The organism is Exiguobacterium sp. s194, assembly GCF_018618275.1.
GTDB classification, from domain to species: Bacteria; Bacillota; Bacilli; order Exiguobacteriales; family Exiguobacteriaceae; genus Exiguobacterium; species Exiguobacterium chiriqhucha.
On sequence record NZ_JACSLT010000002.1, the window covers coordinates 176,389 to 189,119 of the forward strand.

13 protein-coding genes are annotated in these 12,731 nt (G+C 55.9%); 12 read left to right on the forward strand and 1 reads right to left on the reverse strand.

Annotated features, from left to right (window positions below):
• Window positions 1-15: 15 nt before the first annotated feature.
• The 6 genes from KNP85_RS02795 (at window position 16) to KNP85_RS02820 (ending at window position 7,291) form a co-directional block, all read left to right on the forward strand.
• Complete coding sequence (locus KNP85_RS02795) at window positions 16-708, forward strand: response regulator transcription factor (RefSeq protein WP_214801184.1); 693 nt, start codon at window positions 16-18, stop codon at window positions 706-708.
• 94 nt (window positions 709-802) lie between these two features.
• A complete protein-coding gene (locus tag KNP85_RS02800; protein ID WP_058764224.1) occupies window positions 803-1,651 on the forward strand; it encodes a DegV family protein in 849 nt (282 codons plus the stop codon).
• A gap of 91 nt (window positions 1,652-1,742) precedes the next feature.
• Window positions 1,743-2,408 (forward strand): trehalose operon repressor, encoded by a 666-nt coding sequence (gene treR, locus KNP85_RS02805; protein WP_051627780.1) that lies wholly within the window; start codon window positions 1,743-1,745, stop codon window positions 2,406-2,408.
• A gap of 202 nt (window positions 2,409-2,610) precedes the next feature.
• Complete coding sequence (gene treP / locus KNP85_RS02810) at window positions 2,611-4,059, forward strand: PTS system trehalose-specific EIIBC component (RefSeq protein WP_058764222.1); 1,449 nt, start codon at window positions 2,611-2,613, stop codon at window positions 4,057-4,059.
• An 83-nt stretch (window positions 4,060-4,142) separates the two neighbouring features.
• The gene (gene treC, locus KNP85_RS02815; RefSeq protein WP_214801187.1) at window positions 4,143-5,777 is read left to right on the forward strand and encodes an alpha,alpha-phosphotrehalase; all 1,635 of its coding nucleotides are present in this window, start codon (window positions 4,143-4,145) and stop codon (window positions 5,775-5,777) included.
• 200 nt (window positions 5,778-5,977) lie between these two features.
• Entirely contained in the window at window positions 5,978-7,291 is a 1,314-nt protein-coding gene (locus tag KNP85_RS02820) for a hemolysin family protein (RefSeq protein WP_214801458.1), read from the forward strand.
• 36 nt (window positions 7,292-7,327) lie between these two features.
• Here the strand turns inward: KNP85_RS02820 and KNP85_RS02825 are convergent, their stop codons facing one another.
• Window positions 7,328-8,071, reverse strand: coding sequence for a hypothetical protein (locus KNP85_RS02825; RefSeq protein WP_214801190.1), 744 nt, complete (start codon window positions 8,069-8,071; stop codon window positions 7,328-7,330).
• A gap of 183 nt (window positions 8,072-8,254) precedes the next feature.
• On the opposite strand from KNP85_RS02825, the gene KNP85_RS02830 reads away from it, so the two are divergent.
• The 6 genes from KNP85_RS02830 (at window position 8,255) to flgK (ending at window position 12,731) form a co-directional block, all read left to right on the forward strand.
• Window positions 8,255-9,412 (forward strand): helicase-related protein, encoded by a 1,158-nt coding sequence (locus KNP85_RS02830; RefSeq protein WP_214801193.1) that lies wholly within the window; start codon window positions 8,255-8,257, stop codon window positions 9,410-9,412.
• Entirely contained in the window at window positions 9,409-10,077 is a 669-nt protein-coding gene (locus tag KNP85_RS02835; protein ID WP_214801196.1) for a ComFC family protein, read from the forward strand. Before KNP85_RS02830 ends, KNP85_RS02835 begins: the two co-directional genes overlap by 4 nt.
• Window positions 10,078-10,135: 58 nt before the next feature.
• Window positions 10,136-10,480 (forward strand): flagellar protein, encoded by a 345-nt coding sequence (locus KNP85_RS02840; protein ID WP_051627695.1) that lies wholly within the window; start codon window positions 10,136-10,138, stop codon window positions 10,478-10,480.
• 24 nt (window positions 10,481-10,504) lie between these two features.
• Window positions 10,505-10,756 (forward strand): flagellar biosynthesis anti-sigma factor FlgM, encoded by a 252-nt coding sequence (locus tag KNP85_RS02845; RefSeq protein WP_021066556.1) that lies wholly within the window; start codon window positions 10,505-10,507, stop codon window positions 10,754-10,756.
• Between the two features lie 112 nt (window positions 10,757-10,868).
• Window positions 10,869-11,225: a flagellar export chaperone FlgN gene (gene flgN / locus KNP85_RS02850; protein ID WP_214801199.1), complete on the forward strand. Its 357-nt coding sequence runs from the start codon at window positions 10,869-10,871 to the stop codon at window positions 11,223-11,225.
• 12 nt (window positions 11,226-11,237) lie between these two features.
• Entirely contained in the window at window positions 11,238-12,731 is a 1,494-nt protein-coding gene (flgK, locus tag KNP85_RS02855; RefSeq protein ID WP_131472894.1) for a flagellar hook-associated protein FlgK, read from the forward strand.

Sequence of the window (12,731 nt, forward strand, 5' to 3'; positions counted from 1 at the left end):
AGGGGGAGTATCCAGATGGAACAATTACAAACACGCATCGCGATTGTGGATGACCATGAGCTGTTTCGAGAAGGCTTGAAACGGATTTTTGATTTAGAGGACGAGTTCACGGTCGTCGCCGAAGGGCGCACCGGGACCGAGGCGATTCGCATCGCCGCGGACCATAAGCCGGAAATCTTGATTCTCGACATCAACATGCCGGAATTGAACGGGATTGAGGCGACGAAGCAGTTGTCCGTGCTCTCACCAGAGACACGCGTCCTCATCTTGTCAATCCACGACGATGAGTCGTACATTACGCATGCACTCGAAGCCGGGGCATCTGGGTTCTTGCTCAAAGAAGTCGCATCGACCGAGCTCATCTCGGCCGTGCGCTCGGTTGCGAAGGATGGGGCGTACTTGCACCCGAAAGTGACGACGAACGTCTTGAAAGAGTACCGTCGCTTGCTCCAATTCAAAGGTGAACAGGCCAGCCGTAACGTCGAGAGCCGTACCGACGATCCCGTCTACCAATTGCTCTCACGCCGTGAAGTCGAAGTGCTCCACTTGCTCGCCGAGGGCCGCTCGAACCGTGACATCAGCGACATGCTGTTCATCAGCGAGAAGACGGTCAAGAACCACGTCTCGTCGGTGCTCCGCAAGATGGAAGTGAACGACCGGACACAGGCCGTCGTCGACGCCATCCGTCGCGGATGGGTCGAGATTTGACCTCGACCGATGCAATGCATCGTTTTTATGCTACAATATGGAATGGAATCCACATTCAATTGGAAAATGAAACGATGTAAAGTGAGGATATAGCATGGGAAACATAGCCATTTTGACCGACAGTACCGCTTATTTGCCGGCCGAATTTTGTGAGCGCCACGACGTCCACGTCGCACCGCTCAGCGTGATTTTTGACGGGGAGTCATTTCGCGAAGCCGTCGATATCACGACCGAGGCTTTTTATGACCGGATCGAGGCAGGGAACTTGCCGACGACGTCCCAGCCGAGCATCGGTGAAACGATTGAACTGATTGAGCGTCTCCCGAACGAGGTGACGGACGTGATCGCGATCACGCTCTCGAGCGGGATCAGCGGGACGTATCAATCGATGATCGCCTTGAACGACATGGTCGACGTCAACGTTCACGCATTCGATTCGGAGATCTCATGTATGCCTCAAGCGTTCCTCGTCGAGGAAGCGATTCATTTACGCGATGCAGGCGCGTCGGCGCAAGAAATCATGGCTCACCTTGAAAAGATGCGCGAGTTGATTCGGGCGTACTTCGTCGTCGATGACCTCGACCACCTCCAACGAGGCGGCCGACTCAGCGCGGCGCAAGCGCTCGTCGGGTCGTTCCTTCAAATCAAACCGGTGCTTCATTTCCAAGACCGGATGATCGTCCCGTTCGAGAAGATTCGGACGTACAAGAAGGCGGTCCGTCGCATCGAAGAGATGATGGAACAGTCGATTCAAGGCGACGGGACAGGCTACTGTATCGGCATCATCCACGCCAACTGCCCGGAACGTCAGGCCGAGGAAATCGCCTCGATGAAACAGAAGTTTCCGCAGGCGCATGTCACGGGCGGTCATTTCGGACCGGTCATCGGGACACACCTTGGGCCAGGCGCAATCGGCATCACGTGGTATCGCCGCGAATGGTAAACAAAAGACGGCCATCTGGTCGTCTTTTTCGATAGAGAGGAGTGAGCCTGTGGCCAAATATCGTCAAATCTATGAGCGTCTCGCCGAGCGGATGAAGACGGGCGAGTATGCGGCGGAGTCGAAACTGCCGTCCGAGACCGAACTCATGCACGAGTACGAGGCGAGTCGAGGGACGGTCCGGAAAGCGCTCGATTTGCTCCAAGAGCACGGCTACGTCCGGAAGCATCACGGGAAAGGCGTGTTCGTGCTGCGGCGCGATCAAATCGAATTCCAGTTCAACGGCATCGTCAGTTTCTCCGAAGTGTACGCCAGCATGCTCGGTCGCTCGATTCAGACATCGGTCGCCTCGTTCGAGGACATCGAGGCGCCGGCGTGGCTCGCCGACCGGATGAATTTAACGCCGGGGACACGCATGTTCCGGATTGAACGGGTCCGCAACTTCGATGGTGAGAACGTCATCTTAGACGTGAACTATTTCGTCAAAGACCTCGTGCCCGGCCTGACAGAAGAAATCGCCGCGCAATCGATTTACGCCTATGTCGAGCACGAGCTCGGGATGCAAATCAGTTACGCCAAACGGAAGATCGCGGCCGAGGACGTGACCGAGCTCGACCGGTTGCGGCTCGACCTGCACGATTATGAATACGTCATCGTCATCACGAACGACACGTTCCTCTATGAGGGCAGACAGTTCGAATATACCGAGTCCCGCCACCGGCTCGACAAGTTCCAGTTCAGCGATGTGGCGCGCCGGTAAGGCTCCTTTTTCGAAAGGAGTCTTTTTTTCGTTTTGAATCAAGGCAAGAGGGAAGAAAAATACTGAACGCCTGTCACATAATTGTCACACCTAACTTATATAGATAAGTTGTTGACATGACTTATCTATATAAGTTAGACTTTGTTTGTACTCATAAGTAACCGTTTTCAACAAACGCTTTCAAACAAAGGAGGCCTACAATATGAAGGCAGATTATCGTCAAATCGCCGCGGATATCCTTGAAGCCATCGGGGGCAAGGATAACGTCGACAAAGCGGCACACTGTGTCACGCGGCTCCGTCTTTCGTTGAAAGACCAGTCGCTCGTCAATGAAGCGAAAGTGAAAGAAGCCGATCTCGTCAAAGGCGCATTCGAAAACTCGGGTGTGTATCAGGTCGTCATCGGGGCCGGGGACGTCGAGCGTGTCTACGCCGAGTTCATCAAACTCGCTGGGCTTGAAGCGGCGACGGTCGCCGAGGTCAAATCGTCGGGCGGCAAGAAGATGAACCCGCTCCAGAAACTCGTCAAAGTGTTCTCGGACGTGTTCATGCCGATCATCCCGGCCATCATCGTTGCCGGTCTATTGATGGGGATTAACAACTTGCTCGCCTCAGAAGGACTGTTCGTCGAAGGTGCGACGCTGATTGAGGAATATCCGAACCTGCAAGGGTTATGGGATCTCGTCAACATGATGGCGAATACGGCGTTCGTCTTCCTCCCGGCACTCGTCGGTTGGTCGGCGACGAAGCGGTTCGGCGGCAGCGAAGTGCTCGGGATCGTCATGGGTCTCTTGCTCGTCCACCCGGATCTCTTGAATGCATGGGGTTACGGACAAGCAGCGCTGGAGGGCGACGTTCCGACGTTCAATATCCTCGGCTTGTTCGAGATCGAGAAAGTTGGCTACCAAGGTCAGATTCTTCCGATTTTGGCCGCGGCCTTCATTTTGAGCCATATTGAGATTTTCTTGAAAAAACATGTACCGAATGCGATTCAATTGCTCGTCGTGCCAATCACGACAATCGTCATCACTGGTTTCCTTGCGCTTTCGATTGTCGGACCGCTCACACGTGGCCTCGGTAACTTGATTGCAACGGGAATCGTCAACGTGTTTGAAGCGGTACCGGTCGTCGGGGCACTCCTGTTCGGTCTGCTCTACGCACCACTCGTCGTTACCGGGATGCACCACTTGTTCCTCGCCATCGACCTGCAGCTCATCGCGGAGACGAACGGGACGTTCCTCTGGCCGATGCTCGCTTTGTCGAACATCGCCCAAGGTGCAGCCGCACTCGCGATGTTCCTCGTGTTCAAACACGACGCCAAACAAAAGAGTATGGCTTCGACGTCATCGATCTCGGCATTCTTCGGGATCACCGAGCCGGCCATGTTCGGGGTGAACTTGCCGAACAAGTTCCCATTCTACTCGGCGATGATCGGGTCGGCCGTCGCGGCGGTGTTCATCACATTGAACGACGTCCAAGCGTTCGCTGTCGGGGTCGGGGGTCTTCCTGGATTCCTGTCGATCTTCACCGATAAAATTCTCATCTTTATCGTCGGGATGGTCATTGCCCTCGTCATTCCGTTCGTGTTGACGCTCGCCCTGTCGAAACGTTACATGAAAAAAGGCGAGATCGAGAAAAACAAAGTCGCATAAGAAGATTACTGACAAGGGGAGGGACGGAGGTTCTTCCCCTTTTCCTATCGAAATGAAAACTCTTACAAAAGGAGACTACATCTATGACACAACCAAACTGGCGTAAATCCGTCGTCTATCAAATCTATCCGAAAAGCTTCTATAGCCCGGAAGGCAATGCCACCGGCTCAATCAAAGGGGTGACGGCGAAGCTCGATTACTTGGCCGAGCTCGGCATCGAATACATTTGGATGACCCCGGTGTACAAGTCGCCGCAAAACGACAACGGCTATGACGTCAGCGACTATTACGCGATCGATCCATCATACGGGACGATGGACGATCTCGACGAGCTCGTCCGCGAGGCCGAAGCGCGTGGCATCGGGCTCATGATGGATATCGTCGTCAACCACTCCTCGACCGAGCATGAATGGTTCCAGAAGTCGCTCGCCGGGGACGAACGGTATCGCGACTACTACATCTGGCGCGACGAACCGACGAACTGGGAGTCGAAGTTCGGCGGCAACGCCTGGAAATATGACGAAGCGAGCGATCAGTACTACCTTCACTTGTTCGACGTGACCCAGGCCGACTTGAACTGGGAGAACGAGCAGATGCGCGAGGACGTCTATGAGATGATGCGCTTCTGGCGCGACAAAGGCATCAAAGGATTCCGCCTCGACGTCATCAACTTGATCTCGAAGCAACAGGACTTCCCAGAAGACAATTCGGACGGCCGCAAATTCTATACGGACGGACCGCGCATCCATGAATATTTGAAAGAAATGAACCGCGAAGTGTTCGACGGCCACGACGTCATCACGGTCGGCGAGATGTCGTCGACGACGCTCGACCATTGCGTCCGTTATTCGAGTCCGGACGAGCGGGAACTCAGCATGACGTTCAGCTTCCATCACTTGAAAGTCGACTATCCGAACGGGGAGAAGTTCGTCGCCGCACCGTTCGACTTCATCCAACTGAAAGGCATCATGTCGACGTGGCAGGAAGGGATGCACGGCAAGGGCTGGAACGCCATCTTCTGGTGCAACCACGACCAGCCGCGCGTCGTCAGCCGCTTCGGCAACGACACCGACCACCGCGTCGAGAGCGCGAAGATGCTCGCGACGGTGCTCCACGGCCTGCAAGGGACGCCGTACATCTATCAAGGCGAGGAGATCGGGATGACGAATCCGGGCTTCGACTCGCTCGACGAGTACCGCGATATCGAGACGCTCAACGTCTATAAGTTGAAACGCGAACAAGGCGTGTCGCATGAGGACATGATGGCCGCCATCAAACAAAAGTCGCGGGACAACTCGCGGACGCCGATGCAGTGGGACGCGACGCCGCACGCCGGATTCACGAGCGGGACACCGTGGATCAACGTGGCGCCGAACTACGCGGACGTGAACGTCGAGACGGCACTCGATGACCCGAACTCGGTGTTCTATCACTACAAGAACTTGATCTCGCTCCGTAAAGAGCTCGACGTCTTGACGGACGGGGACTACACAATCCTCACGCCAGACGCGCTCGACGTCTGGGCGTACACGCGTAAGACGGAACATGAGGAAGTGCTCGTCGTCGCGAATTTCTACGGACCGGAGACGACGTATGAGATTCCGGCGGGCTTCACGCACGCCGATGTCGTCAGCCACAACTACGACATACCGCAGCTCGACGGGACGACGCTGTCGCTCCGGGCGTATGAGGCGATCATGTTCTATAAACAAAACTGAGTGTCAGGAAGCGGTCCATACGGACGCCTCCTTTTAGTTGCCGAGAGGCGGACTCTCATGGTAGGTTATTCATTAGGCGAGGACACAGTCGTGTGAACTTGTAAATTATTTATATGGAGGTGACCCTCGAGTTTCTCGAGGAACATGTGGACAGGATCTACTCTACACACGTAATCGCTGCCGGTGGCGGTGGCGGAGAAGTGGAAGGCCCGATTTGGGTATTATTGTCGTTGGTGGCGCTATTGATCGCGCTCACTGCATTCTTTGTCGGATCGGAGTTCGCGGTCGTCAAAGTGCGGATGTCGCGACTTGATCAATTGGTGGCGGAAGGGAACAAGTCGGCGATTCTCGCGAAAAAGGTTGCGTCTGACCTCGACTATTACTTATCAGCATGTCAGCTCGGGATCACGGTGACGGCGCTCGGACTCGGTTTCCTCGGGGAACCGTCGGTCGTGCAGTTGCTCACCCCGCTGTTTAACGAGTTCGATATCCCGGCGTCGCTCGCATCGATTATCTCGTTCGCCGTCGCGTTCGCGATCGTGACGTTCTTACACGTCGTCATCGGGGAACTTGCACCGAAGACGCTCGCGATTCAATATGCGGAACGGATGACGCTCATCTTCGCCCGACCGTTATTCTGGTTCGGACGGATCATGTTCCCGTTCATCTGGTTGTTGAACGGATCGGCACGGATGTTGCTCGGATTGTTCGGCGTCAAACCGGCCGGACATGAACAAGCGCACTCGGAAGAAGAGTTGAAGATCATCATGGCGCAAAGTTTCCAAAGCGGTGAAATCAACCAGACGGAACTCGCGATGATGCAAAACATCTTCTCTTTCGACCAACATGTCACGAAAGACGTGATGGTGCCCCGGACGAAAGTCGAAGCGATTGATATCGAAGCGACGCGGGCCGAAGTGCTCGAGACGTTCGCGGACAGTCAATACACCCGTTACCCGATCACGGAGGACGGCGACAAGGACAACTTGATCGGCTACATCAACGTCAAAGAGGTATTGATGGGACTCGCGGTCAGCCCGTCCATCAATCTCACCACTTATGTGAAAGAGCTTCCGGTCGTGCATGAAATGACGCCTTTGGAAGATACATTGAAACAGATGCGTGAGGCCCGGACCCACATCGCCATCGTCTTGGACGAATACGGCGGGACGGCCGGTCTCATCACGCTCGAAGACTTGCTCGAAGAGATTGTCGGGGAAATCCGTGACGAGTTCGACGAGGACGAGGTCGACCCGATTCATACGGTCGACGACACGACGTACGAAATCGATACACGCGTCTTGCTCGAAGAACTCGAGGAACGGTTCGGCATCACGTTCGAACGTTCAGAAGGCATCGATACGCTCGGCGGTTGGCTCCAAGTCCACCGCGAGACGCACGAGGTCGGAGACACGCTCGAGTTCGACCGTTACGTCTTGACCGTCATCGAGATGACGGAGAATCACGTGGAGCGGGTACGACTCGTCGTCCGCCCTGACGTTCAAGAGGCATAAGAAAAAGGTTCATCCGTTACTACCGGATGAGCCTTTTTAGTCGTTCATGCGTTGTTTTAGTCGTGCCGACAGATGAGGCGAATCGAGGTCGCTGTATCGAATCCCTTCCGCATAACGTTCGATGCCATCGATCGTGATTTGCAGCTTGAGGGAATGGAAGGGAATCCTATTCTCGTCGGCGACACGTTTCACGTCACGCAGTAAAACCATCACGTCTTCGTATGTATAGGAGTCGTCTTCCGCATGAAGGAAGAGGATGCCGTAGCGAGCTCCGTAAAACTCGAGGTCGACGGCTTGATCGAGTTGCAAGTGAGTGACATCATCACCGTGTGCCACATCGTCGCGCCAGGCTGAATCAGACAATTCGGTCATCACATCGATGCGGTCTGAAAAGGTTGGTGCGATTGACTGTTGAACGGCAGCATCATAAGCCTCGCTGATGCGTCGGTATGTGTTTTCCTTTGAGACGACGTCATCTTCATAGCTGTCATCGACGACATGGCCGCCTCGGGTGATTCGTACCACGAACTCGGTATCGACGCTTGTGTCAGAAGCCATCGTCACGTGGTATTTCGGATCGTAGAGTGATAAATACATGACGTCCGATACATGAAGAGACAGATCCGGGTAAGTGACGTTGACATACTCCTGTGCCGTCTCAATTGCGCGTTGCTCCGCTTTGTCGCTCCCGTCAAAGACATACCAGCCCCACCATCCTACAAAGAAGACGCCGAGCATGCCTAAACCGGTCAAGATGTTGTGGATGGGTCGTTTGAACATCATAGTTGCCTCATTTCCAATAACTGGTCTATTTCTAGTATAGTCGGTCGTTTGCACTTTCACCTCCGTCTAAAGCATGAAATGAAGGGACGTCTTTCCGTTAGCCGTCCCTGTTCCATCGACGAACATGACATGTGGATGTGAGGGTTGTATGCTAGCGTCAATAGAAAAAGGATTGATGTTATGGGTCAACTCATCGTAGCACCGAAAGGAACTCCCGCCATCCGATTCGGCGTCTGCCAGCGCTGTCTGAGCACGGACACGCGTGCTTATATGTGCCATCACGGACAGTGCCGCTATTGCCGTAACTGCCTTCACCTCGGTCGCGTCTGTCAATGCGACCGTCTTGCCGAAACGGACATCACGACGCCGCTGGAAACGACCGACCTCGTCATGCCGTTCGAGCTGTCGGGTGACCAGCAGCACGTCAGCCGACAGCTCCTCGCTTGGTGGGCATCTCGGACGAGCGGGCTCGTCCATGCCGTCTGCGGGGCCGGGAAGACGGAGATGACGTTCCCCGTCATCGCGAGCGCCGTGAATGAGGGGAAGCGTGTCCTCATCGTCTCACCGCGACGTGACGTCACCATCGAGTGGGCCGATCGGCTCGAGGCGGCCTTCTCCGTTCCGATCACCCGACGCTACGGAGGTGGGGACAAGGACACGATCGGGATGATCACCGTCGCGACGGCGCCGCTGCTCGTGAACTTGCGACATGTGTTCGATTACGTTCTCGTCGATGAGTCCGACGCCTTCCCGTTCGCTTTCGACCTCGCGCTCTGGTGGACGCTCCGCCGGGCCGGGAAAGGATTGTTTTTATTCGTGACGGCGACGCCGACCGTCTGGCAACGCCAGTTCCCGACCGTTCATCTGTCCCGGCGCTATCATGGACACGATTTGCCCGTGCCCCGGCTCATCCGTGAGACAGAGCCAGCCATCCTCGACTTCTGTCGCCAGTACGAAGCGTCACCATGCCTGTTGTTTGTCCCGACGAAACCGGACCTCGTCCATTATGGGGAACTGCTCGCGGCGAACGGGTTCGCCTACCAGGCCGTCTCGGCCGACACGGACGAGCGGACGGACGTGCTCGATTGGCTCGAGGCGACGAACGGAATCGTGCTCGCGACATCGATTTGGGAGCGGGGCATGACCGTGACCGGGGTGCACGTCGCCGTCCTCGACAGCAGTCACGCCTTGTTCTCGTCCCGCGCCCTCATCCAGATGGCGGGCCGGGCCGGTCGAAAACCGACCGCGCCGACCGGGGACGTCGTCTTCTTTTACGACGAGCGCACGTTCCGCCAAGACAAAGCCATCCGCGAGATTGAACAGGCGAACCGGCGATGAACTGTCTCGTCTGCCGGAAACCGTTCGCCGTCCCGTGGAGCCCGGCGACGCTCTTGAAGCGAGACTGGGTCTGTCCCGACTGTGAGGGGATGTTGACGCCGCTCCAAGCGGGTTGTCCGCGCTGCGGTCACCCGACCGCGGACGGGGCGACGTGTCCTGACTGTATCCGTTGGCTCGCGCTTGGCCTCGACTTGACCGTCCGTTCGCTCTACGCTTATGACGAGGCGGGAGCGAATTGGCTCCACCGTTATAAGTTCGGCGGCGACGTCGTCCTGGCGCGACAGCTACGCAATGTGCTGCGAGCGACGCGAGAACCAGGTGTCGTCTACGTCCCGATTCCGCTCAGTGAGGAGCGGATGCGGACACGGCGTTTCAATCAGGCGGAGTTGCTCGCAAGGATGATTGGACCGACGGAGCAGGTGCTCGTCAAATCCGAGGTTTCGAGTCAGCGTGAACTTGGGAAAGAAGAAAGGCGGCACCGTACGAATCCGTTCGCTGTACAGCAGTTGCCACGCTGTGGCAAAATTGTCCTCGTCGACGACGTCTATACGACGGGGACGACGCTCCATCAGGCGGCGCTCACCTTGCGCCGGGCCGGGGTGGAACAAGTTTCTGCCGTTTGCCTGTTCCGGACGCTAAACAAATTAAAAATGCGTCCGATATAAAGGGCAGAGGTGAATGACTGTGGAAGCAACAACTTGTCAAACGTGCGGACGGCTGTTTATGAAACAAAGCCGCTCGCCATACTGCCCATCCTGCGCGGAAGTCGATTTCCAAAACTTCTTGAAAGTCCGGGACTTCATCCGTGAACCCGCCAACAAACAGACGACAATCGGAGCCCTCGTCGAAGCGACAGGCGTCTCCGAACTTGATATCACGCGATACATCCATGAAGGACGCCTGATCATCAAGGACAATCCGTCACTGAACATCGCCTGCGTGCGTTGCGGCAATCCGACGAACCAAGGAAAGGTATGCGCGGACTGTCAGACCGACATGCAGCAAGAACTGAAAGGGCTACAAGCCAGCGTCACGAAACAGAGCGTTCGCGCTTATCGTTTGGATTAACAACTGAGAAGAGGGGGGACACGTATGCGCATCGATTCTGCAAAGTGGGTACACTTACCGAACACTTACGAGAAGAAAACGCAACCTGAGACGAAGCCCGAGCTGACACGCCAAACGGACCAATTATCGATATCGGCCGAAGCCCGCGCCCGGTTTGAAGAACCGGTGAAACACCCGGAGCGCCTGGAAAAAATCAACGCCTTGAAGGCGGAGATTAACGCCGGGACGTATTCACGGGACGCGCGCGACATCGCCAAACGCTTTCTACAAGGATGAATGAAAGCGGGGTCCGAGGGAGACCTTCGCATAAATAAGATGGCACGGAAGCTGACTAAACAAGGGACACCCTTTCTTTAGTCGGCTCTTTTTTTGGACAAAGGAGAGACTTATGCTCACATTACATACACGTTTACTCGAACTGGCATATGACAAAGAACGACTGCTCGTCAACGGAGACATGCCCGCTTTTAGCGCCCTCGTCAAAGAAGAGGCGACGATTCTCCGACAAATCAAACAAAAAGAAGCGGAACGACTTCAAGGAACGCTCGTTTTGGACGATGAAAAGAAAGAAGCGTTACGACCGGTCGTCCTCGAGCTGAAACGGCAGAATGAACTGAACGCCGTCCTGCTCGAACAGTCGCTCCGGTATATCGAATGGCATTTGGACATGCTCATGCCAGAGGCAGATGATTTCACGTACGGTCAACAGGCGCTCGAGACGCGCTCGTTCAGCCGGGATGTATAAGGAGGAAGTTTGATGGGCTCAACATTTATGGGATTAGAAACGGCGCGCCGCAGTTTAACGACGCACCAATGGGCGCTCCAGGCGACGGGGAATAACGTCGCCAACGCCTCGAATCCGGGTTACTCGCGCCAACGCTTGTCACTCGGCATGACCGAACAACTCAGCGTCAACTTCGGGGGAACGAAGGCCGGGCAGTTCGGGACTGGTGTACGCGGTGAGACGCTCGCCCGAATCCGCGATTTGATGATTGACCAGCAATACCGCGACGAGTCGGTGAAGAACGCCTACTACGCGACGAAAGAGGCGGCGTTCGGTCGGATGGAGGATATCGTTAACGAGCCTTCCGAGACAGGACTCGCCAAATCGCTCGACTTGTTCTGGGCCTCGCTCCAAGACTTGTCGGTCAACCCGGATGATGCCGGCGCGCGCAGTGTCGTGCGCCAACGGGCGATGACGCTCGCAGAGACGTTCAACTACATGTCGTCCTCGCTTCAAAAAGTGCAGGCCGATCTGGCATCGGAAGGTGACGTCGTCGTCAAGAAAGTGAACGACTTGATGACAAAAATCAGTCAGGTCAACCGTCAAATCGGGGATGCGGAGCCGCTAGGCGTGCTTCCGAATGAACTGTATGACGAGCGTGACCGCTATATGGACGAACTCGCCCAATACATGGACTTCACACGCGTCCCGGTCGACTATACGAACGGGGAGTCGCGCGGTAACTCACAAAAAGTCGCTGAGGGCCGCATCGACATCGTCGTCTCGATCAATGGCGTCGACCACAAACTCGTTGACGGCATCAACGGCACGGTCGGATCGTTCGACGGTCTCGATATGACCGATGCAAGCGGAGCGGACGTGGCACTCACGCACGCCACGATGCCGAACGGCAAATGGAAAGCGCTCGTCGAGATGTACGGCACGGACACGCCAGAATCAGGTAGCGTGAACGGCGTCTACGCGACGATGTTGAAAGACTTGGACGAGATGGCCGGCAAGTTCGCCTCGGCCTTCAACACCGCCCATAGCACAAACATGGACGCCAAAGGCAACGCCGGCACGGCGAACTTCTTTGAAGGAACGGCGAGCGCAGCGACGATTAAAGTGAGCGACGCCGTCATGAACAACCTCGATTTGATTGCCGCTTCTCAAGACGGCAACATCGGGGACGGCAGCGGTGCCCTCGCTTTGGCAAACTTGAAGTCGGCCACGCTCAGCTTCGACGGGTCGGTCCAGACGGATACGTCGATCGGAAAATACTATCAGAACGTCATCGGCAACATGGCCGTCGCCGCCGACCAGAGCGGACGCCTCGCCCAGAGCACGTTCGCGCTCATGGCGAGCTCAGACCAGCGCCGCCAAGCGGTGAGCGCCGTGTCGCTCGACGAAGAGATGACGATGATGATCCAATATCAACACGCCTATAATGCGGCGGCCCGCAACATCACGGCCGTCGACGAGATGCTCGACAAAATTATCAACGGCATGGGTGTCGTAGGGAGGTAA